The sequence below is a fragment of the Chitinophaga jiangningensis genome (assembly GCF_900142605.1).
Taxonomy (GTDB): Bacteria; Bacteroidota; Bacteroidia; order Chitinophagales; family Chitinophagaceae; genus Chitinophaga; species Chitinophaga jiangningensis.
On record NZ_FRBL01000015.1, the window covers coordinates 63,040 to 87,744 of the forward strand.

At 49.5% G+C, this 24,705-nt stretch carries 21 protein-coding genes; 12 read left to right on the top strand and 9 right to left on the bottom strand.

Annotated elements, in window-relative coordinates; genetic code table 11:
* The first annotated feature begins 84 nt into the window (after window positions 1–84).
* The gene (locus BUB18_RS28320) at window positions 85–1,014 is read left to right on the top strand and encodes a bifunctional helix-turn-helix transcriptional regulator/GNAT family N-acetyltransferase (protein ID WP_073087728.1); all 930 of its coding nucleotides are present in this window, start codon (window positions 85–87) and stop codon (window positions 1,012–1,014) included.
* Between the two features lie 21 nt (window positions 1,015–1,035).
* On the opposite strand, the gene BUB18_RS28325 is transcribed toward BUB18_RS28320, so the two are convergent.
* Window positions 1,036–1,494, bottom strand: coding sequence for a DinB family protein (locus BUB18_RS28325; RefSeq protein ID WP_073087666.1), 459 nt, complete (start codon window positions 1,492–1,494; stop codon window positions 1,036–1,038).
* A 59-nt stretch (window positions 1,495–1,553) separates the two neighbouring features.
* On the opposite strand from BUB18_RS28325, the gene BUB18_RS28330 reads away from it, so the two are divergent.
* The 5 genes from BUB18_RS28330 to BUB18_RS28350 all read left to right on the top strand — a co-directional run bounded on the left by BUB18_RS28330 (window position 1,554) and on the right by BUB18_RS28350 (window position 10,443).
* The gene (locus BUB18_RS28330) at window positions 1,554–3,191 is read left to right on the top strand and encodes an acyl-CoA carboxylase subunit beta (RefSeq protein WP_073087668.1); all 1,638 of its coding nucleotides are present in this window, start codon (window positions 1,554–1,556) and stop codon (window positions 3,189–3,191) included.
* A gap of 21 nt (window positions 3,192–3,212) precedes the next feature.
* Window positions 3,213–3,674, top strand: a complete 462-nt coding sequence (gene rnhA, locus BUB18_RS28335) for a ribonuclease HI (RefSeq protein WP_073087670.1) — start codon at window positions 3,213–3,215, stop codon at window positions 3,672–3,674.
* Window positions 3,675–3,739: 65 nt separating this feature from the next.
* The gene (gene aspT, locus BUB18_RS28340; RefSeq protein WP_073087672.1) at window positions 3,740–5,458 is read left to right on the top strand and encodes an aspartate-alanine antiporter; all 1,719 of its coding nucleotides are present in this window, start codon (window positions 3,740–3,742) and stop codon (window positions 5,456–5,458) included.
* A 385-nt stretch (window positions 5,459–5,843) separates the two neighbouring features.
* The gene (locus BUB18_RS28345) at window positions 5,844–8,930 is read left to right on the top strand and encodes a SusC/RagA family TonB-linked outer membrane protein (protein WP_073087674.1); all 3,087 of its coding nucleotides are present in this window, start codon (window positions 5,844–5,846) and stop codon (window positions 8,928–8,930) included.
* Between the two features lie 10 nt (window positions 8,931–8,940).
* The gene (locus tag BUB18_RS28350) at window positions 8,941–10,443 is read left to right on the top strand and encodes a RagB/SusD family nutrient uptake outer membrane protein (RefSeq protein ID WP_073087676.1); all 1,503 of its coding nucleotides are present in this window, start codon (window positions 8,941–8,943) and stop codon (window positions 10,441–10,443) included.
* A 207-nt stretch (window positions 10,444–10,650) separates the two neighbouring features.
* Here BUB18_RS28350 and BUB18_RS28355 read toward each other — a convergent pair whose 3' ends face one another.
* On the bottom strand, window positions 10,651–11,214 hold the full coding sequence (locus BUB18_RS28355) for a methyltransferase family protein (RefSeq protein WP_073087678.1): 564 nt from the start codon (window positions 11,212–11,214) through the stop codon (window positions 10,651–10,653).
* Between the two features lie 110 nt (window positions 11,215–11,324).
* Here BUB18_RS28355 and trxA point away from each other — a divergent pair, with 110 nt between their 5' ends.
* The gene (gene trxA / locus BUB18_RS28360; protein ID WP_073087680.1) at window positions 11,325–11,621 is read left to right on the top strand and encodes a thioredoxin; all 297 of its coding nucleotides are present in this window, start codon (window positions 11,325–11,327) and stop codon (window positions 11,619–11,621) included.
* Window positions 11,622–11,680: 59 nt separating this feature from the next.
* Here trxA and BUB18_RS28365 read toward each other — a convergent pair whose 3' ends face one another.
* From BUB18_RS28365 to fbaA, 4 genes are all read right to left on the bottom strand, one after another.
* Window positions 11,681–12,838, bottom strand: a complete 1,158-nt coding sequence (locus tag BUB18_RS28365; RefSeq protein WP_143160131.1) for a hypothetical protein — start codon at window positions 12,836–12,838, stop codon at window positions 11,681–11,683.
* Window positions 12,839–12,873: 35 nt separating this feature from the next.
* Window positions 12,874–13,311: an SsrA-binding protein gene (smpB, locus tag BUB18_RS28370; protein ID WP_073087684.1), complete on the bottom strand. Its 438-nt coding sequence runs from the start codon at window positions 13,309–13,311 to the stop codon at window positions 12,874–12,876.
* Between the two features lie 74 nt (window positions 13,312–13,385).
* Window positions 13,386–14,234, bottom strand: a complete 849-nt coding sequence (accD, locus tag BUB18_RS28375) for an acetyl-CoA carboxylase, carboxyltransferase subunit beta (RefSeq protein ID WP_073087686.1) — start codon at window positions 14,232–14,234, stop codon at window positions 13,386–13,388.
* Between the two features lie 177 nt (window positions 14,235–14,411).
* Window positions 14,412–15,479: a class II fructose-bisphosphate aldolase gene (gene fbaA, locus BUB18_RS28380; protein ID WP_073087688.1), complete on the bottom strand. Its 1,068-nt coding sequence runs from the start codon at window positions 15,477–15,479 to the stop codon at window positions 14,412–14,414.
* Window positions 15,480–15,541: 62 nt separating this feature from the next.
* On the opposite strand from fbaA, the gene BUB18_RS28385 reads away from it, so the two are divergent.
* Window positions 15,542–16,429 (top strand): alpha/beta fold hydrolase, encoded by an 888-nt coding sequence (locus BUB18_RS28385; RefSeq protein ID WP_218588122.1) that lies wholly within the window; start codon window positions 15,542–15,544, stop codon window positions 16,427–16,429.
* Window position 16,430: 1 nt separating this feature from the next.
* Here BUB18_RS28385 and BUB18_RS28390 read toward each other — a convergent pair whose 3' ends face one another.
* The 3 genes from BUB18_RS28390 to BUB18_RS28400 all read right to left on the bottom strand — a co-directional run bounded on the left by BUB18_RS28390 (window position 16,431) and on the right by BUB18_RS28400 (window position 19,112).
* Window positions 16,431–16,874, bottom strand: coding sequence for a QcrA and Rieske domain-containing protein (locus BUB18_RS28390; RefSeq protein WP_073087690.1), 444 nt, complete (start codon window positions 16,872–16,874; stop codon window positions 16,431–16,433).
* Between the two features lie 82 nt (window positions 16,875–16,956).
* On the bottom strand, window positions 16,957–17,751 hold the full coding sequence (locus BUB18_RS28395; RefSeq protein ID WP_073087692.1) for a helical backbone metal receptor: 795 nt from the start codon (window positions 17,749–17,751) through the stop codon (window positions 16,957–16,959).
* Between the two features lie 2 nt (window positions 17,752–17,753).
* Window positions 17,754–19,112 carry a pyridoxal-phosphate dependent enzyme gene (locus BUB18_RS28400; RefSeq protein WP_073087694.1) on the bottom strand — a complete coding sequence of 453 codons (1,359 nt, stop codon included), beginning with the start codon at window positions 19,110–19,112 and terminating at the stop codon, window positions 17,754–17,756.
* 80 nt (window positions 19,113–19,192) lie between these two features.
* Between BUB18_RS28400 and bioD the strand changes: the two genes are divergently transcribed.
* The 4 genes from bioD to rnr are packed head-to-tail and all read left to right on the top strand — an operon-like array spanning window position 19,193 to window position 24,689.
* Complete coding sequence (bioD, locus tag BUB18_RS28405) at window positions 19,193–19,831, top strand: dethiobiotin synthase (protein ID WP_073087696.1); 639 nt, start codon at window positions 19,193–19,195, stop codon at window positions 19,829–19,831.
* Complete coding sequence (locus BUB18_RS28410) at window positions 19,831–20,415, top strand: 5-formyltetrahydrofolate cyclo-ligase (RefSeq protein WP_073087698.1); 585 nt, start codon at window positions 19,831–19,833, stop codon at window positions 20,413–20,415. The genes bioD and BUB18_RS28410 overlap by 1 nt, the downstream gene beginning before the upstream one ends.
* A 10-nt stretch (window positions 20,416–20,425) precedes the next feature.
* Window positions 20,426–21,496, top strand: a complete 1,071-nt coding sequence (gene lpxK, locus BUB18_RS28415) for a tetraacyldisaccharide 4'-kinase (protein ID WP_083550963.1) — start codon at window positions 20,426–20,428, stop codon at window positions 21,494–21,496.
* A 16-nt stretch (window positions 21,497–21,512) separates the two neighbouring features.
* The gene (gene rnr / locus BUB18_RS29760) at window positions 21,513–24,689 is read left to right on the top strand and encodes a ribonuclease R (protein ID WP_073087702.1); all 3,177 of its coding nucleotides are present in this window, start codon (window positions 21,513–21,515) and stop codon (window positions 24,687–24,689) included.
* Window positions 24,690–24,705 lie beyond the last annotated feature (16 nt).

A 24,705-nucleotide genomic window follows, 5' to 3' on the forward strand; every position in this document is an offset into this window, starting at 1 on the left:
CGCACTATTGATTATTGACCTGGTCAAATAAAAAATTTGCCGGTGTCAAATTATATGGCGATTTTTATTGATAAACAACTCGCTATGCCTGATTTAAATAACATAGCCGATACCGTATCCGAATTCCACACGTTCTATGAAGCTGTTGCGGCAACGCTGAATGCACACCGCAGTACCCATTCACTTTCCGGTGCCGAAATCAGGATTCTCTCGGAAATCTCTGTAAACCAGCACCCGAATGCAGGACAGCTGGCAACGGCCACCAATACAGACCCCGGCTATCTCACGCGTATCATCCGGTCGCTGGAGAAACAAGGCCTGGCAAGCCGCGCTCCGTCACGTACAGATGCCCGCAGCTTTGCTTTACATCTCACCGAACAAGGCAAAAATACCCTGATTGACCTTCAGATGGCCTCCCGTGATAACGTGCTGCAATTACTCCAGCCGCTCAACGTAAGGCAGCAGGAGCAACTGGCTGCTGCCATGCTGGCCATCCGCCAGCTGTTAAAAGGCGATGGCAACGGTACCCCGGAAGTCACCTACCGGCACCAGCTGCAGCCAGGTGACGTTGGCTACCTCATACACCTCCATGGTGGACTATACGCCCGCGAAGCCGGCTACAACGGAGAGTTTGAAGCACATGTATGTAAAACCTTTGCGGAGTTCCTGCCCGGTTACTCCCCCGCAAAAGATCGTATAGTCCTGGCCGTAGCCAACGGTGAAATTGTTGGCTCCATCGCCATTGTGGGCGCTACCCGGCAGCTGGCCCAGCTGCGCTGGTTTATAGTGCACCCTGATTACCGGGGCTTCGGCATCGGGAAACGGCTTCTGGCGGATGCCCTTGCCTTCTGCAAAGACAAACAATACCAAACCGTTTACCTGATGACTACCAGCATACAGGAACACGCCGGCGCCCTCTTTAAACAAAGTGGTTTCAGAAAAACAGGAGAGAAGCTGATGCAGCTGTGGGGACAGCAGCTCTATGAGCAGCGATACGATATGGACCTGGTCTGAATTTTCGGATAGCCCTGCCCGTTAGCTGTATTTATGGAGTAAAACGATTTGCCCCAGGTGATAGGCATCATGATCAATCAGGCCCTGCATGTAGTAGATGGCCTGGTTATCCGTGCCCGGCAAGGTATCGAATAATTCCGCCTCAGGAAATTTACGGATAGTAGCCGCCGTAGTCCCGAAAGAATGCTCCAGCCGGCCCAGCGCACCATGCCAGTTGTCGGGCCCGTGATTTTCCGGTAAATAAAAATCCGGCAGGTCCCCATCCTGCTCCGGCGCTTCATTGTGCAGAAACCGGTCCACCCGCTGGTGCCACCAGATAATGTGATTTACGATCTGCCAGATACAATTGGAATCGCGGAATCGTTTTACAGCCGTATCAGCATCTACGCGGATCAGATGCTCCTTAAAAGTGACTCCTATCCATGGTTCACCGTTGTACAGTCTTTCCAGGGAATCGGCAACGTGTTTTGTAAATGACATACCCGAAAGATTAAGGAATTGATTCTTGTTATTCGTAATTTACAAAAAATACCATGGTTATGAATCAACAGGAACTGGAAAGCAACAAAAATGAAGATGCCATCCGTCTGGCTGTCAGTACTATGAAGCAACGCCTGGGGGTGATCGAACAGGGAGGAGGTAAAAAAAGCCTCGAAAAAGTACGGCAGCGCGGTAAGCTTACCGCGCGCGAACGTATTGATTACCTGATCGACGACAACAGCACCTTTACCGAAATCGGCTCCTTCGCTGCGTACGACATGTACCCGGAATACGGGGGCTGCCCCGCTGCAGGCACTGTAGGTGGCATCGGCTATGTCAGCGGCCGCCAGTGCATGATCGTAGCCAACGACATGACGGTAAAGGCCGGCGCATGGTTTCCGCTCACCGGCAAAAAAAATCTTCGCCTGCAGGAAATCGCCATGGAAAATCACCTGCCCGTGATCTACCTGGTAGACAGTGCCGGCGTATTCCTGCCCATGCAGGACGAAATCTTCCCGGACAAGGAACACTTTGGCCGTATTTTCCGCAACAATGCCCGCATGAGCGCAATGGGCATTACACAGATTGCCGCCGTAATGGGTAGCTGCGTAGCTGGTGGCGCCTACCTCCCCATCATGAGCGATGAAGTACTCATGGTGGAAGGAAACGGCTCCATCTTCCTCGCCGGCCCCTACCTCGTTAAAGCCGCCATCGGCGAAGACGTAGATGCGGAAACGTTAGGCGGCGCCGTTACCCATACCGAAATCTCCGGTATCGCCGACTACAAATTTAAAACCGATGAGGAATGCCTCGATCAGGTTAAACGCATCGTTAGTAAGCTGGGACATACGCCAGGCGCAGGCTTCGACCGCATTACCCCGGTGGCACCCGCCGTGCCGGCAGATAAAATCTACAGCATCCTGCCTACGGAAAGCACCAAACCCTACGACATGCTGGAACTCATCAAATGCATTGTAGATGGTTCCGAATTTGACCAGTACAAAGAGGACTACGGTAAAAGCATCATCTGTGGCTATGGCCGCGTAGATGGATGGGCCGTAGGCATCGTGGCCAACCAGCGTAAAATGGTGAAAAGCCGCAAAGGAGAAATGCAGATGGGCGGCGTGATCTACAACGACAGCGCCGATAAAGCTGCCCGTTTTATCATGAACTGCAACCAGAAAAAAATACCGCTCGTATTCCTGCAGGATGTCACCGGCTTCATGGTAGGCAGCAGAAGCGAACATGCCGGTATTATTAAAGATGGCGCCAAACTGGTGAACGCCGTATCTAACTCCGTGGTGCCTAAAATCACCATCATCATTGGTAATTCCTACGGCGCTGGTAACTATGCCATGTGCGGAAAAGCCTATGATCCCCGCTTTATCTATGCCTGGCCCACCGCAAAAATCGCTGTGATGGGAGGGGAACAGGCCGCCAAAACATTATTACAGATCCAGGTAGCATCGCTCAAAGCCAAAGGCGAAGAAATCTCTCCGGAGGTGGAAAAAAAATTACTGGCAGATATCACCGAAAAGTATACTGCACAAACAACTCCTTATTACGCAGCCGCCAGGCTCTGGGTGGATGAGATCATCGACCCGGCCGACACACGGGCACGCATATCCGAAGGTATTAAAGCCGCCGAAAACGCTCCGGTTGAACAGCAGTTTAACGTAGGCGTATTCCAGGTTTAACGAAAACACTAACTTCGCCGCATGGCTGAACTCATTATTTATACAGATGGTGCATCACGCGGTAACCCCGGCCCCGGCGGTTACGGCGTGATCCTCATCTGGGGAAACATCAGAAAGGAAATGTCGCAGGGATACCGCAAAACCACCAACAACCGGATGGAGTTGCTGGCGGTGATCACCGGACTGGAAGCCCTGAAGCGCGACGGACTGGAAGTCTCCATTTATACCGACAGTAAATATGTGGTCGACAGTATAGAAAAAGGATGGATATGGAGCTGGGTGAAAACCGGCTTCAAAGACAAAAAAAATAAAGATCTCTGGATGCGTTTTATCCCCCTGTACCGGAAACATAAAGTGAAGATGAACTGGGTAAAAGGCCACGCCAGTAATCCGTTTAACAACCGTTGCGATGAACTGGCCACACAGGCAGCCGACAGCGGCAACTGGCTCGTAGACGCCGGCTTTGAAAGCGGTAACGGTTAATCTCCTGCAAACAGAACCAATTTGATAGTTGAATTGTAGTTATTCCGACAATTCAACTATCACATATGTTCGAATGGCTGATTCACACCTTGCAGAAATACCCCGAAATAGCAGTCATGCTAACGCTCATGATCGGCTATGGCATCGGGAAGATCCATATCAAAGGCTTTACCCTCGGCACTGTTACCGGTGTGCTACTCGCCGGAATCGCCATAGGCACTTATCATATTCCCATTCCTGATGGTTCCAAGGCCATCTTTTTTCTCTTCTTCCTTTTTTGCACCGGTTACGGTATTGGACCACAGTTTTTTCAGGCATTGAAAAAAGACGGGATGCCTATCGCCGCATTTTCGTTTATCGTATGTGTGTTCAGCCTGATGCTCTGCTGGGGCATTTCCACGCTGCTGCGTTTTGAAGTGGGCACCGCCGCTGGTTTTATGTCCGGCGCAAATACCTGCTCCGCTATCATTGGTGTGGCCTCAAATAGTATTAAGGACTTAAATATTTCCCAGGTAGAGAAAGACCGTTTCCTCGATCAGATTCCCGTGGCTTATGCAGTAACCTACATCTTCGGTACCGCCGGTACCAGCTGGTTCCTGTCGGTAATAGGCCCCTGGTTTATGAGTGGTAGTCGCGCCAAACTGATTGAAGAAACTAAGAAACTCGAAGCTGAACTTGCCGAAACCAGTAACGAGGAAGAGGAGGGAGGCATTAACAATGCGTACGACCAGGTGTCGTTCCGCGCGTATTTGCTCAGTAAGGAAAGCGTGGGTGACGGCACTTCTGTATCCGGCCTCGAAGATATTTTAAAGAGCAACAGCCGCATTTTATGGGTGCTGCGGGTGCGCAGGGAAGGTAAGTTGACACCGGTTTCACCGGATTTTATTTTACGTCCGGGAGATATAGTGGCAGTAGGCGGGCAGCGGGTAGCGGCCATCGGGGCGGATCCGCTGTTGGGTAAGGAAGTGGCGGATGTGGAACTGCTCACGTTTCCGGTACAGGATGTAACGGTTTACATCCGCAATAAACAGGTATTGGGTCATCATATCCGGCATTTATCCGCCAATCCGGTGTTCCGCGGCATCAGTATCCGCAAGCTCACCAGGGCAGGCATAGAAATTCCGTTATCGCCACTCACCACCTTCGTAAAAGGGGATGTGCTGGAACTGGTAGGCATCCAGGAAGATATTGACCGCGCCATTGCTTACCTGGGCTTCAAGGAAAAAACCGGTGTAGAAACGGATATCGTATACCTGGCAGGCGGTATTGTGGTAGGTACACTGGTAGGGGCGCTGAGCTTCCATATTGGTAAAGTACCTATCGAACTCAGTACCAGCGGCGGCTCCCTGATAGCGGGTTTATTTTTTGGCTGGCTGCGCAGTGCCCGGCCTACCTTTGGTTTTATACCTCCTTCTTCCCAGTGGGTGCTTACCAAACTGGGGCTACACGTGTTTATCGCTATTGTAGGGCTCACCTCCAGCGAAGGCTTTTTAACCGGCTTACGGCAGGAGGGGATTACACTTTTCCTGGCGGGTATTGTGCTGAGCCTTACCCCGATGGTGCTGGCGCTGTTTCTTTCAAAATATGTTTTTAAGTTTCATCCGGCTGTGGGCCTGGGCGCCTGCGCAGGTGCCCATGACGAGTCCGCACCGCTGCTAGCCGTGCAGGACGCACTCAATAGCAAAGTGCCGGCATTAGGTTATACAGTGGCGTATGCGGTAGCAAATATCACACTTACCACCTCAGGGGTGATTATAGTGCTGCTGATGAGCCATGGCAGGTAAGTTTCGGTGCAATTACCGCTTATGTAGCTATTTGCCCGCTGATGAGCCATGGTACGTAATTTCGAAACTTTTTTAACATTTCTTTTGTTGTTATCAGATATTCCACTAGCTTTGCGTCCCATTAGTCTATAGGATTTATAGGATATTAAAATGAATCGAATGAAACGGAACCAGAACAGCCTTTATCTTAGATTGAACCAACCTCACAGTTTTGTATGTGCGTCGTGTTGCTGCGCGCGAATGACCTGTTGATACTGAATAACCACACAAACAAATAACTGCGACCATAAAGGGAAACATGGCTTGTGCCGTTGTAATCACTCATTACAGCGAACGGGCTTGTATTGCACCATTTACTCAGCTAAACCTCCTTAATCATCATCTCATGCTACAACGATTATTACTATTTATGCTCGTGTTGTTAGGTCCGCTCTCCGGATTCGCGCAATCACGCACCGTTACGGGTACGGTATACTCGGCCAGGGATAAAGAACCACTTCCCGGCGCTACCATTGTAGTAAAAGGAACCTCGAACGGTACGGCCACCGGCCCGGATGGTTCGTTTAAACTGGAAGTGAAAGATGCCGCTGCCACCACCCTGGTGGTAAGCTATGTGGGGATGACCCCGCAGGAAGTAGGCATAACTACCACGCCTATACGTGTAGACCTGTCCTCCTCCAGTAAAGATATCGACGAAGTGGTGGTGATTGCCTACGGTACTGGTAAAAAGAACTCCCTCACCGGTTCTGTTGCCACCATCAAAGGAGATGCTCTGGAAAACAGACAAATCTCCAGTGTATCCCGCGGCCTGCAGGGCCAGGTAGCCGGCGTGCAAAGCACCGCCCAGAGCGGCCAGCCAGGTACGGATGCTACCATCCGCATCCGCGGTGTGGGTTCCATCAATGCTTCCTCTGACCCGTTATACGTTGTGGATGGTGCACCTTACTCTGGTAGCATCAATGCCATCAACCCTACCGATATCGAGTCTATTTCTGTATTGAAAGATGCTGCCTCCAGCGCCCTCTACGGCTCCCGCGGAGCGAATGGTGTCATCATCATCACTACTAAAAAAGGAAGAGGACAAGGTACCACCATCGATGCACGCGTAAGTCAGGGTTACTCCAAACGCGCAGTCGATAACTACAAAACAATGGGTACGGACGATTACTTCCGCCTCTACTGGGAAGCACTGCGCAACACCGGCCTCACCAACGGCCTCAGTGCCGCACAAGCCGCCGCCAGCGCCAGCTCCAACGTAGTAGGCGACCTCGGCATCAACCCTTACGGTACCGCCTATCCGGAGCCGGTAGGCACCGATGGTAAACTGGTACAGGGTGCACACACCCTCTGGAACGACGACTGGGATAAAGCCATGCAGCGCACCGGTCACCGTACCCAGGCCGACCTCAACATCAGCGGTACCAGCGAAAAATCCCGCTACTACATCGCCGGCGGCTACCTCGATGATCAGGGTATCTACCTCGGCTCGGGTTTTAAACGCTATACCGTACGCTCCAACGTAGAACTGGACGCCAAAAAATGGCTGAAAGTGGGACTCAACCTCGCCGGCGCTCACTCCGATCAGCAGGCACCTCCATCTGAAGACAGCCGCTCCGACAACTACGTGAATTATGGTCGCCTCATGCCATCCTTCTATCCAATCTACCAGCGCGACCCTGCAACAGGCGCTTACAAACTGGATGCTGCCGGCAACAAGGTATTCGATTATGGCGACTACCGCCCCAGCGCCAGCAACCCGAACACCAACCTGGTGCAAACTGCTGACATAGATAAACACAACGTTACCCGCGATGACATCTCCGCCCGCGTATACGGCGAAGCCACCATCTGGGATCAGCTGAAATTTAAAACTACTTACAGTGCCGACTATACGCAGCGCATGACCCACGACTATACCAACCCAACACTGGGCTTCGATGCCTCCATTGGTGGTACCGTGGATCGTGGCAGCTACCGCACTTTCAGCTGGACATGGAACAACATTTTCACTTACGATAAAACCTTCCAGGAAAAACATCACATCAGTCTCCTGGCCGGTCAGGAAGCCTATAAATACCAGTTCACCTTCATCGATGGTAACAGGTCAGGCTTCTCCCTGCCTGGTCTCGACGAGCCTGCTGACGCCTCCGTGCTGCTGGGCTTCACCGGTTACTCCGATGCTACCAGCATCTCCAGTTACCTCTCCCGTGCGGAATATGACTATAAAGGAAAGTATTTCTTCTCCGGCTCACTGCGCCGCGACGGTTCTTCCCGTTTCTCTCCTGACCGCCGCTGGGGTACTTTCTGGTCGCTCGGTGGTTCCTGGAAAATGACGGAAGAATCCTGGCTGAAAAGCAGCAAATGGCTCGACCTGCTGACGCTCCGTGCCAGCTACGGTGCACAGGGGAATGATAACCTCGGATCTTTCTATGGTTACAAAGCTTTGTACGTTGTAAACAGCAACCTGGGTGAAGGTGGTACCTACCGCGATACGCTCGCTAACAGCAACCTCAAATGGGAAACAAACCTCAACCTGAACGTAGGGGTGGACTGGTCCATGTTCAATAACCGCTTTGGTGGTACCATCGAGTTCTTTGAGCGCAAATCCAAAGATCTGCTGTACCAGCAGCCACTGGCGCCTTCTACAGGTTATCCATCCATCGCCAGGAACATTGGTGCGTTACGCAACAGAGGGGTAGACATTACCCTGAGAGGTGTACCGGTTAGCACGGCCGACTTCAACTGGACTGTGGAACTGAATATGACTCATTATAAGAACGTCGTTACATCTCTCCCACAAAAAGAAATTATCAGCGGAACTAAAAAGCTGATGGAAGGCCAGTCCATTTATGAATTCTACCTGCGCCAATGGGCCGGAGTAGACGAAAAAACAGGTGCGCCATTGTGGTATGTAATCGATGCAAACGGTAACAAATCCACTACCTCCAACTACGCTGCGGGCACACTGGCTTACTCCGGTTCTGCTTTGCCTGACCTGTATGGTGGTATCAACAACTCCTTCAGCTATAAAGGACTGTCGTTCTCCTTCATGTGGGCATATAGCCTGGGTGGTAAAATCCTGGATAATGATTATCCATTCCTGATGCATACCGGTAATAACTTTGGTCGCGCTTGGTCAGCCGAAATGCTGAACCGCTGGACACCTGAGAACACCAAAACGGATGTACCTGCGCTCACTACCAATAATACCAACTGGACATCTGCTTCCACCCGTTTCCTCTACGATGCCTCTTACGCACGTCTGAAAACGGTGAACCTGAGCTATCAGCTGCCAAAAGCCCTGATGGACAAAGCGCACCTGAACGGTATCACAGTGTATGTACAGGGTGAAAACCTTATCACTATTTACAATCACAAGGGTATGGACCCTGAGCAGGCCATCGGTGGTGTTACCTACTACCGTTATCCTGCGATCAAATCCGTATCTGCAGGTATTAACCTTAGCTTCTAAAAACTGAACCATGAAAAAGAACAGATATATTCTTACCGCCATATTGAGTACCGGCTTGCTGGCTTCGTGCAGCAAGAGTTTCCTGGATCAGAATCCTACCAACCAGGTGCCTGAAGAACAGGTGTTCACCACTGCCGACAATGTGGAAACGGTGATCAACGGTACCTGGTCATATGCCATGGAAACATTCTTCACCTTTGCTGTTCCTGGTTATACCTCTATCCTGCGAGCCAGCGACGCCATGGGTAGCGATGTGGCCATCACCACCAAATACGGTTTGCGTGATGCCTATACGTTCGTGGAAATGGTAGACAATACCAAGAACCGCGTGAGCGCTTACTGGACTATTCTTTATAAAATCATCGATAACGCCAATAACGTTATTACCCGTGTAGACGGCGTTACCGGCGATGAAACGCAGAAGGCGCGCCTTAAGGGACAAGCCTATGCGTTGCGTGGCATGTGTTACCTGACGCTGGCTTCTTACTATCAGTTCAACCCCAGTGTGGATCCAAACGCCAAAGCCGTTCCCATTTACCTGAAGCCTACCACGCCTGATACAAAAGGTAATCCCCGCGCTACCATCAAACAGGTATACGATCAGGCTATCGCCGATTTACTCGCTGCTGAGCCGCTGGTACAGGGTTATAGTCGTGGTGATGCCAGCAAAAAGTATAAGATTGATATCAATGTAGTGGAAGGTTTACTGGCGCGTGCTTATCTGCAAACCCAGCAGTGGACGCTGGCACAGCAAAAAGCAGCCGCTGCACGCGTAGGCTACCCGCTGATGTCTGCCGAAGATTACCTGAAAGGCTTCAACGATGTGAGCAATGCCGAGTGGATCTGGGGACATCCGCAAACGCCTAACCAGAGTAATGCGAGCTATAACTTCCACTTCCTGGACGTGAGTTCACCGGGCTCTTACTACTATAGCTTTATGGCGGATCCGTTCTTTAAAAATTTCTTTGATAACGGTGACGTACGTACGAAGCTATTTGACTGGGATACCCTGCCATCACAGGAAGGTTACCTGAGATATAAGAAATTCCGTTTCCGTGATGAAACTGCGTTGATAGGGGATTTTGTGTTGATGCGCTCCGGCGAAATGGCACTGATCGAAGCAGAAGCCTATGCCCGTGCAGGGAATACCGGTGCAGCTGCCACCAAACTCAATGAGCTGCGCAGCGCCCGTACGGCCTATAATTATGTGCCTGGCACCGGAAATATCATTGATACCATTCTGGTAGAGCGTCGTAAAGAATTATGGGGAGAGGGATTCTCTTTATCGGATATCATCCGTACCAATGGAACCGTGGTACGTAAAGCGTTTACTGCCTATAACGGTACCGACTCCGTGATTAACGTACCGAGAGGTAATGGTACTTTCAAACAGGTAAAAGCAAAAGGACACAGAACCCTGCGTTTCCCGGATGGTACTACGTTTGTGCCGCAGAGCAAATATTATTTATTCTCGATTCCGTTATCGGAAGTGCAGAATAATCCGAATTTATAAAACAGTATAGCGATTTGCCGCTGTAGCTCGTGTAGAGACGCCTCGCAGGCGTCTATTCGCTTCGATCTTCGCTAAAACCTTCGTGACCATCCCCTGGATTCACCGGAAGATTGTAAAGGAGATTAACTTGAATAGACGCCTGCGAGGCGTCTCTACTTCTTGCGAAAAATATTGCCATCAAATAGCAAAATCACTTGTGCAGATTCACTAATACACAAAAGGCACCAGCCTTTTCGTCCTCGCCATATAATCACTATACTCCTTGCCGAAATTTTCCAAGAGTACTTTTTCCTCCACGTTCATCCGGTACAAAAATGCAGCAAATACAGGGATAATCGTAACGGCCAGACTGATCCAGTTGTTAAGGCTGATGCCATAACCAATGAACGACAACAGGGATGCGGCATAGGAGGGATGGCGTACCAGTTTATACATACCATCCTGCTTTACCTGATGGCCTTCCCGTATTCTTACTGCTACAGTAAAGTATTTTCCGAGAGATATAACCGCCGCCAGGCGCAGGGCTACGCCTAATAAAATAATCACCAGGCCAGTGTACAACATCGTGGTGTAGGATTGGCAGATAGGGGTGCTATTGACCGCGGCAAGATTGCCGGCAGCTACCAGGCTCACGATAATCACCACCCAGATGATGACCAGGCTGCCACTGTCTTTGCGCTGTTTGTCGGAACTGCTGCCGCGCATCACACGGTTTAGAATGATTTCAGAAGCCAGCCATAACAGGTAAACAAAAGTTGCAGGAGTGAACATAATTAAGTTATTAGGTAGTAAAATATACAAAGAATTCGGGATAACGCGGCGTGTAGCGGCTTTTGTTTCTTTCGGCACTATGCGTTACATTGCATGTAAAATACGGAACTATGGAAAATCTGCAAACGTTAATCCAATCGTCTACACCGCTCCTGATCGATTGCTTTGCGGTATGGTGTGGCCCATGTAAAATGGTACCTCCGATATTAAAGGAAGTGAAAGAGAAATTAGGTGATCGTATCCGTATCGTAAAAATTGATGTCGATAAAAATCCGCAGCTATCGGCACAGTGGCAGATCAGCAGTATTCCTACCTTGTTACTTTTTAAAGAAGGGAAACTCCTCTGGCGTCAGAGTGGCGTAGTGCCCGCACATCAATTAGTGCCTTTATTGCAACAACATTTATAAATACTTTCCGCCGGTGGCGGCGCATAAAAAAAGGACCGATGGTCCTTTTTTTATGCGCACTAAATATTGTTATAGAATGTTCTTAGCTCTCTTTCCAGGTCAGTGTAAATCGGTTTGGTAAACTCCAGGAACAGCTGATCTGGTGGTGGTGGTGCCATTTCCCTACCGCCGATCTGCCGCAGGTCCTCATCACTGAGGGCCCGTTTATCTCCTTTGTAATAGCCATACTCGTTCAGCCAGGTAAAACTGCCCGGAATACGGTTTTGTCGCAGGGTCTGGCTGTTGGCCGTAGCAATGATCCGGTAGTCGAGCAAGCCCTTGGATACAACGGTTTGCTTGGTTAAAAAGAGTGTAGCCTTTACAGTGATGAATTTTTTAGTTTCTTTACCGGTGGTATCTTTTACTACGCCATCCTGGATTTCTCTGCTCACATCGCGCTGCACACGGTCTACGTAGGTTTGGCCTACTACGAAATCAAAGAACCGCAGTTCCAGGTATTCATCGGCTGGTACTTTGTTGGCGGCAGCGAAGCGGTCGTCATAAAACTGCACAAAGCGGTTAATATTCTGGCGCTGCACGCTTTGTACCAGGTAATCGCGGAACTGGTCAGCGGAAAACTGGAAATAGGGAGAGCGTACTTCCAGCTGACTGATCACTACCCGTACCACACCCATATTATAAGCCTCCTCTTTCAGTGCTTTTACATCGCGGAAGTTGGGCACCAGCTTTTCGGCGGCAGCAAATTCATCGTACGCCTGGCGTGCGCTGGCTTTATCACCGTTATCGAGCAGTTGCGTACCACGGTCGTAACGTACTTCTGCAGCGTTTTCCTGTGCACCGGTGATGGCGGAGGTGTAGTCCTTCGGCTGTACCACTTTGAGGGCGGCAGGGGAGGATTTAATAGCATTATAGAGATGTTGCATGCTTCTGTATTCAGCACGCACGCTTTCCCACTTTAGTTCGTTGTTGGAGCGGAGCAGCTGGCTAACTTTTTCCTCATGCTGTTGCAGGGAGTGGTCGTAAGCGGCCGGCAGCAGTTGTAGCGCTTTGGTATCGTTAGGGCGTTTTTGCAGCTTTTTAACGAAGGTGAGCACGGCCTCGTCGTAGCGGCCTTTGTTGTACAGTTTTTCACCGGACTTGCAGGCATACAGGCACAGCAAAGCCAGCCCGCAAAACATTGCCTGCAGTTGGCGGTAGGATGGGAGATGAACTTTCACTTGAAAAGGGTTTATGGGATAAATGATAGGTTCAGCTATTTGAATTGTCTCCTCAGCTCTCTGTCCGATTCACGTTGTTTGATGGACTCACGCTTATCGTGCATTTTCTTACCCTTACCCATACCAATTTCCATTTTGGCGAGGCTCTTCTCATTGATGAAGATGCGCAGCGGGATAATGGTATAGCCTTTCTCCTTGATCTTGTTCTCCAGCTTTCGGAGCTCTTTTTTGGTGAGGAGTAATTTCCTTTCGCGAAGGGGATCGTGGTTGGCAGCGGTGCCATGGGAGTATTCTGCAATGTGCAGACTCTTAACAAACAATTCTCCTTTATGGAAATAGCAGAAAGCGTCATTAAAGCTCACCCTGCCGACACGGATAGATTTGATCTCCGTTCCGGTTAATACAATGCCGGCAATATACTTGTCTTCTATTGCGTACTCAAAATATGCCGATCTGTTTTTTAATTCTGCCATAGTGATTACTTACAAAAATGCTTTATGGATTTGCAGTGTTTGGCTCCAAATCCATAAAGCATGCAATGTAAAGGTTATTTTTTGAACAGGGAGAGTACTGTTGCCAGTTTGGTTTTCAGTTCTTTCCTGTCGATAATAAAATCGAGGAAGCCGTGTTCCAGGAGGAACTCCGCGCTTTGGAAGCCTTCAGGTAAATCTTTCTTGATGGTTTCCTTGATGATCCTCGGACCGGCGAAGCCGATCAGGGCTCCCGGCTCTGCTACGTTCAGGTCGCCCAGCATCGCGTAAGACGCTGTTACTCCACCAGTAGTAGGGTCGGTCATCAGGGAAATATAAGGTAGCTGTGCATCAGCCAGCTGTGTCAGTTTAGCGGATGTTTTGGCCATCTGCATCAGCGAAAACGCACTTTCCATCATACGGGCACCGCCGGATTTGGAAATGATCATCAACGGTTTCCTGTTTGCGATACAGTAATCGATGGAGCGGGCGATTTTCTCACCAACCACAGAACCCATAGAGCCACCAATGAAGTTGAAGTCCATACAGGCTACTACCAGGTCGTTGCCCAGCACTTTACCAGTACCTACGGTCATAGCGTCTTTCAGGCCGGATTTCTTCTGCGCATCTTTCAGCCTGTCAGCATATGGCTTCAGGTCTTTAAAGCCCAGGAAATCGGTTGGGTAGATATTTGGAAACAGCTCTTCGAACTGATTTTCGTCGAAAATGATCTCAAAGTACTCTGCAGAGTTGATACGGTTGTGGTAGTTGCATTTATCACAAACGTAATAATGCTCGCTCAGGTCCTTAACAGTGGTGGTTTTCTTACAGTTAGGGCACTTGTGCCACAGGCCATCCGGAGCTTCTTTCTTCTCACTGGTGGTAGTGGAAATGCCTTGTTTAATTCGCTTAAACCAGCTTGACATATTCTTCTGTTAGATTAGAAAATAGTGGTGCAAGATACGAATTAATGAATTATTTAGATAAAAAATCAAATAATTATAATATAATACCTTATAGATCAGAGAAAATTAGCACCTGTTTAGCCAAAAAAAGCTCCCGCCGTCAGGGCAGGAGCTTTCTCAAGGTTATAATCAAATCAATTAAGCGTTTCTGTTGATACAGTTAAGATCCTGGAACGCTTCTTCCAGACGCTTAACAAAGGTTTCTTCACCTTTACGCAGCCAAACGCGTGGATCGTAGTATTTTTTATTTGGTTTATCCGCACCCTCAGGGTTACCCAGCTGTGCCTGCAGATATTCTTTTTTCGCTTCGTAGTAGTCGTGGATACCTTCCCAGAATGCCCACTGCATATCGGTATCGATGTTCATTTTGATCACACCGTAACCCAGCGCTTCTGCAATCTGGTGTTTTGGAGAGCCGCTACCACCATGGAATACATAGTATACTGGTTTAGCTTTGGTGCCGAATTTCTGCTGGATGTACTCCTGGCTGTTGTGCAGGATCACCGGACGCAGTTCTACGTTACCCGGGCTGTAAACGCCATGTACGTTACCGAAAGCAGCAGCCACCGTAAAGCGGTTACCTACTTTTGACAGTACTTCGTAAGCATGCGCTACATCTTCAGGCTGGGTATACAGCTTGGAGTTTTCTACGTCAGAGTTGTCTACACCATCTTCTTCACCACCGGTAACACCCAGCTCGATTTCGATGGACATACCCAGTGGGGCCATTCTCTGATAATATTTGTGAGAGATCTCGATGTTTTCTTCCAGCGGCTCCTCAGACAGATCCAGCATGTGGGAGCTGTACAGTGGCTGACCGGTTTGTTTGAAGAATTGTTCACCCGCATCCAGCAAACCATCGATCCATGGCAGCCATTTTTTAGCAGCATGGTCAGTATGCAGTACTACAGGAACACCATAATATTTAGCTACCTCATGTACGTGTTTTGCGCCGGAAATACCACCTGCAATGTTTGCCTGCAGTTTATCATTTGGCATTCCTTTACCGGCAAAGAATTGAGCACCGCCATTGGAAAACTGTATAATCACCGGTGAATTCACCTTTGCAGCAGTTTCCAATACTGCGTTTACGGAGTTTGTTCCTACTACGTTCACTGCAGGCATCGCCCATCCGTTGTCCTTGGCATCATTATACAGCGCATCCAGCTCTTCGCCGAATAATACGCCAGCTCTGTATTTTCCCATACTCTAAAATGTATTTGATTTTTTAGGAAAGCAAATATAAGGAGTTAAACAGAAGATTTATAATGGAAAAAGATTTTGCCTCCTCCTTTAATATGTCAGCGGATAATTGTAATTTTTACCCCGAATTACACTTCATGAAATATCTCAACATCCTTATATTCACTATCCTTATCACGCTCACAGGTATGGGCAGCGCTGCTGCACAGGCTTCCACGGAGCCCGTTACCTACTTCCGGTCGTTCGACAGTACCCGCATCCACTATACCGTTGCCGGTAAAGGCGAACCCGTGATATTACTGCATGGTTTCATCCTCAATGGCGACTCCTGGCGTAAAGCCCCCCTGTACGATTCCCTGCTCAAAGCGGGATACATGGTGGTAACACTCGATATGCGGGGAAACGGACTCTCGGATAAACCACACGATTCCGCCGCCTACGCCAACGATGCAGAGGCCAGGGATGTAATGGCACTGGCCACTTACCTGAATCTGTTAAGTTATAAAGTTGTGGGTTATTCCCGCGGCGCCATTATTGTTTCCCGCCTGCTGCTGCTCGACGATCGCATTAAATGCGGCGTGATGGGCGGTATGGGCACAGGTTTTACTGATCCGCAATGGCCACGCCGTAAAATGTTTTACCGCGCCCTCGCCGGGGATAATATACCGGAACTGGCCACCATGGTAAAAAGCGTACAGGCAGCAGGGTTAGACCAGCAGGCCCTGGCACTTATGCAAAAAGAACAACCCGCCACCTCTCCGGCAGAACTGGGGAAAATTACGCAGGCAGTATTGGTGATAGGAGGGGATAAAGACCCGGACAACGATACCGGCGGTGCACTCGCCGCTATGATGCCCGTTGGTATGCATGCTACCGTAGAAGGGGACCACGGAAGCACGGTTCGTACAGCCCACTTCGCCAGCTGGGTGGTAGACTTTCTGAACAATCACTAAATCAACTCACCGTCAGGATATTGCCGCTCACCGTTACAGTGTAGCGTGTCAGCGGATTTGCAGCAGGACCGGTATTTACCGCTCCGCTGGTAGCATACCTGCTGCCATGGCCGCAAGGCGCATTACATTCAATTAATCCGGAAGTTTTGTTGTAAGCAGAAACTGTGCATCCCTGGTGGGTACAGATGCTGGACAAAGCGGCGAAATCCGCTGATGTGTTGCCACTACCAGTGCGGATCAGGATTACACCTCCTGAAATCTTAGCATCGCCTACCGCCATCAGCTCATTGTTAAGATTGACCGATAATCGGGCATTACCACCACCTGGAGGAGCGGGGTTTGGATTGGGATTGTCTGATCCGCCACCACCACAGGCAGCCAATCCCGCTGTACAGGCCAGTGCCAGCGTAATTCCAAGGTTTGCAACAAAGTCGCGTCTTTCCATAATAATAGATTTAGCAATGAAACAGTTTGTATATATGCTGTTTACGTTGCGATTTATTATTAGGTTGCCCGACTAAAATTATTTATTGAAATCCTGCTTCCCGTAAGGAGGCAATAAGCCCGGAAAAATAAGCTGGGGCGCCTTTCAGGCGGCTTCCATACCAGGAAAAATATTCTCCGTCCACCAGTTGAATCCTGGCAGCCGGTATCAATTCCTGTAATTCAGCGATGTGCTTTTCTTTGAAAGGATAAGGCTCAGAGGATAAGAAAATCAGCTCACAATCAGTTGTAGCAAGTTGTTTTAGGGAGATGTCAGGGTACCTGGGCACATGGCCGTATACATTAGTAAGTCCGCAGCGCTGCAGCATCTGGTGTATGAAGGTATCATTACCTGCTACCATCCAGGGTTCCCGCCAGATAAAATAAGCGGTACGAACACCGCTCAGCGGCTGTAGTGCGGCAAAATCCTGTTCGATTTCAGCAATCATCGCCGCGGCTTTTGCGGAACGCTGCGTCAGTGCACCCACGCCGGCAATCATGCCCAGCGCGTCTTCCAGGCTATGTATATCACTCACCCACACCGGGAATTCTTTCATCAGCGCTTCAATATCTGCCCGGGTGTTTTCTTCTTTATTGGCGATAATTAAATCGGGTTGCAAGGCACGTACCTGATCCAGGTGTACGTTTTTAGTCCCGCCTACGCGGGTTTTGCTGCGAAACCATTCCGCCGGATGCACACAAAATTTGGTGATACCTACCACGCGCTCGTCTAAACCGAGGCTGTGCAGCAACTCCGTTTGTGAAGGCACCAGCGACACAATGCGCGCCGGTGCCTTATCCAGTATAATCGTTCGGTGTAACTGATCTGTAAATTCCATGACTATCTTCCCAATGCCTGTATAATATCATACTTGGTGATGATATGGTAATCGCCGCTTTCATCTTTGGTAAGCACGGCGCCATTCTCCTTATTGATGTACATGGAGAGCTTTTCTATGGGCGTATTTTCGTTTACAATTGGGAAAGGCGCCTGCATCACCTGCTTTACAGTGGCGTCTTTTAGGTTGGCATCATCAATCAGCCGGTTAAAGAGGCCGTTTTCAGATACGGATCCAATCATCTCTGCACCCTGTAATACCGGCAGGTGTTCAATATCAAATTTGCGCATTTTTGCAATCACTTCACTTACTTTGTCATCCGGTGAAATACTTACCAGTGGCTGGTTACGGCGGGAGCTAACTACGTCCTTCACGGTTTTTACATCCAGGAAGCCGCGTTCCATCATCCATTGGTCGTTGTATACTTTACCTACGTAACGGCTTCCATGATCATGGAAAATTACTACCACTACGTCAGTGGGTTTGAGGTGTTCCTTTAACTGGATAAGCCCTGCCATGGCTGATCCTGCGGAGTAACCCACAAAAATGCCTTCTTCTTTGGTGATACGGCGGGCCATCACCGCACCGTCTTTATCCGTTACTTTTACAAAGCGGTCGATCACGTCCATGTCGTAGTTCTGTGGCACAAAGTCTTCCCCGATACCCTCCGTGATATAAGGATATACCTCACTCATGTCTATTTCCCCTGTTTCAAAGTACTTTTTCAGCAGGGAACCATAACTATCGATCGCCCATACCTGGATATCCGGATTTTTCTCCTTCAGGAATTTTCCCGTACCGGTAATAGTACCCCCGGTGCCTGTGGCTACGATCAGATGGGTGATTTTACCATCGGTTTGTTCCCATATTTCCGGACCGGTTTGCTCATAGTGTGCATCCCGGTTGGCCAGGTTGTCATACTGGTTTACGTAAAACGAGTTCGGTATTTCCTGCGACAGGCGCCTGGACACAGAATAATAGGAGCGGGGATCTTCCGGCTCCACATTGGTAGGGCAAACAATTACTTCAGCACCTACGGCCTTGAGGATGTCCACCTTTTCTTTGGACTGCTTGTCGGTAGTAGTGAAAATACATTTGTAGCCTTTTATTACCGCGGCCAGGGCCAGGCCCATACCGGTGTTGCCGCTGGTGCCTTCAATGATGGTGCCGCCGGGTTTCAGCAGGCCTTTTTGCTCCGCTACCTCTACCATTTTCACGGCCATTCGATCTTTGATAGAGTTACCAGGGTTAAAAAATTCTACTTTGGCAAAAACCGGGCATGGCAGCGTGGCAGACACGCGATGTAATTTTACTAGCGGAGTATGTCCAATCGTTTCGAGGATGTTTTCACAATATTTCATATTCTTGGAGGTTGTACTTTACTAAGATAGGTTTTTTTGCCTTTCTCCCCGCATGCCTGATAAACCCTATCTTTGCCCGGATGAACAAACGAATTTTTATCACCGGTACCGGCACAGGGGTCGGCAAAACAGTGACCGCCGCCTGTGTAACGGAAGCATTGCAGGCCGACTACTGGAAACCGGTGCAGACAGGACTTTCCGAAGGTACCGATACCAATACGATATTATCACTGATCAGCAATACCACCACTATCTGTCATCCCGAGGTGTATGCCCTGGAGGCCCCTGAATCCCCTCATCTGGCCGCCCGTATGCAGCAGCAATCGATTGAGGTGGACCGCATCCTGGCCAGGCTGGAAGCATTTGATCCTTCCCGGCAGCTGGTAATTGAAGGAGCGGGTGGGCTGATGGTCCCCGTTAATGAAGAAGTGTTTACCCTGGAAATGATCTCCCGGATGCAGGCACGTGTCATTATTGCCGCTCAAAACTACCTTGGCAGTATCAATCATGCCATGCTTACCGCCCGCCTGCTGCAACATACAGGCGTTCCCGTTATAGGCTGGATCTTCGGCGGGGACTGGCATTCCAACGAAGAAGATATTATCAGATGGTCCGGCATCCCCCGGATAGGCCGGATTCCGCAGGCAACAACTGTCGGAAAGGCATTTATACAGGAGCAGGCACAATTGTTGTCGCCCTCGTTACACCAACTGTTATAATGACAACTAAAAAGGATATACGAAAACATTTTCTGGAACAGCGGCTAAACCTGGACGAGTCTGCCGCTGCCCGGCTGAATGCGGCTTTGCTGGAACAGGTGCTGCGCATTGACTTTTCACCGTACAGGTACGCACATGTCTTTCTCCCCATACTGGAAAAGAAGGAAGCAGATACCTGGCCTGTTATTGATGCCCTCAAAGTCCGGTATCCGCAGTTGAACTGGGTGTTGTCGCGTTCCGATATGCAGGCAGGCACCATGGAGCACCTGCTGTGGACGCCCGCTACCACGCTCGCGCAGAACAAATTTGGCATTACGGAGCCACAAAACGGCGAGGCCGTTGATCTCTCCCTGATTGATGTAGTATTTGTACCCATGCTGGCCTTTGATACCAGCGGGCACCGGGTAGGCTATGGTAAAGGGATGTACGACCGCTTTCTGAAACAATGCCGGCCGGATGTGCAAACCATCGGCCTGTCGCTGTTTGAGCCGATTGCAGCCATCCCCGAAACAGATGCTTTTGATGTACCCCTGCGTATCGTGGTAACCCCTGAGAAGATTTATCATTTTAATAACGAAGACTAAACATACTAACGTGCTGAAATATTTGTCCGTACTGCTTTACCCGTTTTCGCTGCTATATGGCCTGGTGATGTGGGTGCGTAATAAACTCTACGACAGGGGAATGCTGACCGCGGTGGAGTTTGACATTCCTACCATTGCCGCCGGCAACCTCTCCGTGGGTGGTACCGGCAAAACCCCGCATGTGGAATACCTCATACGCCTGTTGAAGCAGCATTACCAGGTAGCTACTCTTAGCAGGGGCTATAACCGCCGTACCAGCGGATATATCCTGGCAGATGCCACCACCACCGCATCTGAAATAGGAGATGAGCCCATGCAGTTCCATCAGAAATATCCGGATATTCATGTGGCAGTAGGGGAAGAGCGGATGCTGGCCATCCCGCAGTTGCTGATGGAAGAACCGGATACCCAGGTGGTATTGTTGGATGATGCATTTCAGCACCGGAGTATAAAACCTGGCATGAATATTCTTATCACAGAATACAGCCGCAGGTTTACGAAGGACCATGTGGTACCATTTGGGAGGTTAAGAGAGGGAAGAAACGGCTACCACCGGGCAAATTGCATCATCGTTTCCAAATGTCCGCCTGACTTATCAAGGGAAGAGAAGGCTGCTATTGAAAAAGAAATTGCACCATTGCCGCATCAGCAGGTGTTTTTTACTACCTTGCAATACGGAGCCATGTACGATCTGATTACCCACGAACCAGTAAGCAGCTCTCCCGATACGACCGTGCTGCTGGCATGTGGCATAGCACGGCCCGAACCACTTCTGGAGAAACTCAGGTCTTCCTTTAGTCAGGTTTACCTGCTGGCATTCCCGGATCATTACTATTACTCCGAAAAAGATATAGCCAAAATCATCCGGGAACGCGATGGTTTATCAGGCAATAAAAAAATGGTAGTGACCACTGAAAAAGACGCAGTAAGGCTGCATCTGCTTCAAAAAAACCTGACAGAACAAAACATGCAAATGGCTGTTATGCCAGTTGAAATTGCATTCCTGTTCGATGGAGCAGAAAGATTTAATAATTTTATTTTTGATTATGTAGGAAGCTTTTATCCTACGGCCAATCAATGAAGAACTACCCTGAAACATGAGTAAAAAGAAAAAAAATAAGAAAGGCGGAAATCATCACCACGGGGCCGGAGGCCCAAAGAAGACCTTTAAAGGTATAGTGGAAGTAACCCGCTCAGGAATGGCCTTTGTAATTGTACAGGGCCTTGCACGTGATATCCTGGTAAAACAGAAAAACCTGAATACCGCCCTGGATGGCGATGAAGTACTGGTAGACGTATTAAAGCCCGGCAACCGCGATAGTCGTATGGAAGGGGTGATAACGGATATCCTTAAACGAAATAAAACTGAATTCACCGGCACATTGCAGGTAAGCAAGAATTTCGGCTTCCTGATACCTGAGAAAGGTATGTTTATGCCGGATATTTATATCCCGGCTAACTCCATTGGAGCGGCTAAAACCGGCGATAAAGCCGTTGTGAAAATAGTAGCCTGGGGTGAGCAGTCCCGCAAACCGGTAGGCGAAATCATCGAAATCCTGGATGCCAGCGATACCAACGACCTGGCCATGAAGGAAATACTGATCGAAGCCGGCTTCCCGCTCAACTTCCCTAAAGAAGTGATGGAGGAACTGGCGCAGATTGATGAGACCATAACGGAAGAGGAAGTACGAAAACGTAAAGACGTGCGTAATATCCTCACCTTCACCATCGATCCGGTGGATGCCAAAGATTTTGATGATGCGATCTCCATCCGCCCGCTGAAAAACGGGTTATATGAGATCGGGGTGCATATTGCGGATGTGAGTCACTATGTGAAACCCGGCACCGAGCTGGATAAGGAAGCGGATAGAAGAGCCACTTCCGTATACCTGCCGGACAGGGTATTGCCGATGCTGCCGGAGAAAATCTCCAATGAGTTGTGCTCCCTGCGTCCGCATGAGGATAAATTCACCTTCTCGGCCATCTTCCAGATGAACGAGCAGGGAGAGGTGAAGCAGCATTGGATTGGCCGTACGGTCATCCACTCTGATCATCGCTTCACGTATGAGGATGTGCAGGAAATAATTGAAAAGAAGGAAGGTAAATACCTGGATGAAATCCTGCTGCTGAATAAAATTGCCCAAACGCTGCGTGCAGCACGCTTTGCGCATGGTGCTATCAATTTCAGTTCCCAGGAGGTACGCTTTAAACTGGACGAAACCGGTCAACCAATTGGTATCGTGATCAAGGAAAGCAAGGAAGCTCACCAGCTGATTGAAGAGCTGATGCTCCTGGCCAACCGTACAGTGGCAACTTATGTGTCCAAGATCCGGGTGAACAAGCAACCGGTTCCTTTCCCATACCGCGTGCACGATACGCCGGATCCTGAAAAGCTGAAGGTATTCTCTTCCTTCGCAGGTAAATTTGGTTATAAATTCGACCTCAATACACCGGATACAATTGCACGTTCTTTCAATGGGATGTTGCAGCGGGTGCAGGGCAAGCCGGAACAGCATGTGCTGGAAACCCTCGGTATCCGTACCATGGCCAAAGCCGTATATACAGTGGAAAACATCGGGCACTACGGCCTCGGATTTGAGGACTACTGCCACTTTACTTCCCCTATCCGCCGTTATCCGGATGTGGTGGTACACCGCGTAGTGCAGGAATGCCTGTCCAACAATGTGCACCCCGACAAGCAAATGGAAAAAGTATGCAAGCACAGTTCTGAGATGGAAAGAAAAGCCATGGAAGCGGAGCGTGCAGGTAATAAATACAAGCAGGTAGAGTACATGCAGCAGTACATCGGTGAAACTTTTAAAGGGGTGATCAGCGGTGTGGCACATTTTGGTTTCTGGGTAGAAACCGTGGACACCAAGTGTGAAGGGCTCGTAAGCGTACATAACCTCAATAAGAAAGAAGACTTCGTTTTCAATGACGCAGAATATGCCCTGGTGGGATCGCTCACCGGTCGCCGGTTCCGCATTGGCCAGGAAGTGGAGATCCGGGTGATAGCCGCTAACCTGGCTAAGCGCCAGCTCGATTATGAACTGGAAGAAGAACTGCAACAAGGACAGCCGGCCGGTCGTGGTCAGCAGCCTAAACAGCAGTTCCAGCAGCAGCGCCAGCAACAACAACAACAACAGCAACAACGCCAGCAACAGCCCCAGGGGCCGGGCAAAAAGAAAAAGAAAAAGGACAAGCAGCGTTGGCCACAGGGACAGCCGCAGCCGCAAAGGCCTGCTGCTACCTGGGAAACGCCGGTCAAGTCCGACATGCCACCAATCGACCTGCCGGAAATTTCGGCCAGTGTGGTAACACCTCCGGAAGTTCCTGCTATCTTGCAGCCTGATGTAACGCCTGCAGTAGTGCCTACGCCGGCTGAAGCGGCACCTGCCGCAGCAGCACAGCCTGCACCATTGACAGGAGTGGTTAAAACCAAGGCAGGAAAACCTGCTGCACAAAAAGGTGGTAAACGCGCGCCGCTGAAGCAAAAGCCTGCGGTGATTGCCCCTGAAGTAGCTCCTGAAATTCCTGTGGTGGTAGCCCAGGCGCCGGTTGGAAAGCCTGCTGCGGCTAAGAAACCAGCAGCAAAGGCTCCTGTTGCAAAAGCAGCAGCTAAGACAGCAGCTAAGACAGCAGTTGCAGCACCACCTAAAAAGGCTACTGCTAAACCAGCTGCTCCTGCTAAGAAAGCGGCGGCTAAACCAGCGCCTAAAAAAGCGACAGTAGCAGCACCTGAAAAGAAAGTAGTGGTTAAATCACCTGCTAAAAAAGCATCAGTGAAAGCGCCTGCTAAGAAAGCAGCAGTAAAAGCTCCTGCTAATAAAACAGCAGTAAAAGCCCCTGCTAAGAAAACAGCAGTAAAAGCTCCTGCTAATAAAACAGCAGTAAAAGCCCCTGCTAAGAAAGCCGTGGTAAAAGCGCCTGCTAAGAAAGCAGCGGTAAAAGCACCTGCTAAGAAAGCAGCGGTAAAAGCGCCTGCTAAGAAAGCAGCGGTAAAAGCGCCTGCTAAGAAAGCAGCGGTAAAAGCGCCTGCTAAGAAAGCAGCGGTAAAAGCACCTGCTAAGAAAGCAGCGGTGAAAGTTTCAGCTAAAAAGGCCGCACCTAAAAAAGCAGTGGCCAAAGCACCTGCAAATAAGCCGGTAGCCCAAAGGGCAACCGTTCAGTCAAAAAAGGCCAGAGCGAAAAAGGCTATAACATCTCCCGCTAAAAAAACAGTTAAAGCACCCGCTAAAAAAGCAGCTGCCAAGACCATAAAGAAGAAAAAATAATTCATTAACCATTTCA

Coding starts and splice junctions, on each gene's coding strand:
- BUB18_RS28330 (WP_073087668.1), top strand. CDS start 1,554: ATGAATCAACAGGAACTGGAAAGCAACAAAAATGAAGATGCCATCCGT.
- BUB18_RS28410 (WP_073087698.1), top strand. CDS start 19,831: ATGACAACTAAAAAGGATATACGAAAACATTTTCTGGAACAGCGGCTA.
- BUB18_RS28385 (WP_218588122.1), top strand. CDS start 15,542: ATGGAAAAAGATTTTGCCTCCTCCTTTAATATGTCAGCGGATAATTGT.
- BUB18_RS28400 (WP_073087694.1), bottom strand. CDS start 19,112: ATGAAATATTGTGAAAACATCCTCGAAACGATTGGACATACTCCGCTA.
- BUB18_RS28345 (WP_073087674.1), top strand. CDS start 5,844: ATGCTACAACGATTATTACTATTTATGCTCGTGTTGTTAGGTCCGCTC.
- rnr (WP_073087702.1), top strand. CDS start 21,513: ATGAGTAAAAAGAAAAAAAATAAGAAAGGCGGAAATCATCACCACGGG.
- BUB18_RS28390 (WP_073087690.1), bottom strand. CDS start 16,874: ATGGAAAGACGCGACTTTGTTGCAAACCTTGGAATTACGCTGGCACTG.
- accD (WP_073087686.1), bottom strand. CDS start 14,234: ATGTCAAGCTGGTTTAAGCGAATTAAACAAGGCATTTCCACTACCACC.
- fbaA (WP_073087688.1), bottom strand. CDS start 15,479: ATGGGAAAATACAGAGCTGGCGTATTATTCGGCGAAGAGCTGGATGCG.
- BUB18_RS28395 (WP_073087692.1), bottom strand. CDS start 17,751: ATGGAATTTACAGATCAGTTACACCGAACGATTATACTGGATAAGGCA.
- BUB18_RS28355 (WP_073087678.1), bottom strand. CDS start 11,214: ATGTTCACTCCTGCAACTTTTGTTTACCTGTTATGGCTGGCTTCTGAA.
- BUB18_RS28350 (WP_073087676.1), top strand. CDS start 8,941: ATGAAAAAGAACAGATATATTCTTACCGCCATATTGAGTACCGGCTTG.
- BUB18_RS28325 (WP_073087666.1), bottom strand. CDS start 1,494: ATGTCATTTACAAAACACGTTGCCGATTCCCTGGAAAGACTGTACAAC.
- aspT (WP_073087672.1), top strand. CDS start 3,740: ATGTTCGAATGGCTGATTCACACCTTGCAGAAATACCCCGAAATAGCA.
- BUB18_RS28320 (WP_073087728.1), top strand. CDS start 85: ATGCCTGATTTAAATAACATAGCCGATACCGTATCCGAATTCCACACG.
- bioD (WP_073087696.1), top strand. CDS start 19,193: ATGAACAAACGAATTTTTATCACCGGTACCGGCACAGGGGTCGGCAAA.
- smpB (WP_073087684.1), bottom strand. CDS start 13,311: ATGGCAGAATTAAAAAACAGATCGGCATATTTTGAGTACGCAATAGAA.
- trxA (WP_073087680.1), top strand. CDS start 11,325: ATGGAAAATCTGCAAACGTTAATCCAATCGTCTACACCGCTCCTGATC.
- rnhA (WP_073087670.1), top strand. CDS start 3,213: ATGGCTGAACTCATTATTTATACAGATGGTGCATCACGCGGTAACCCC.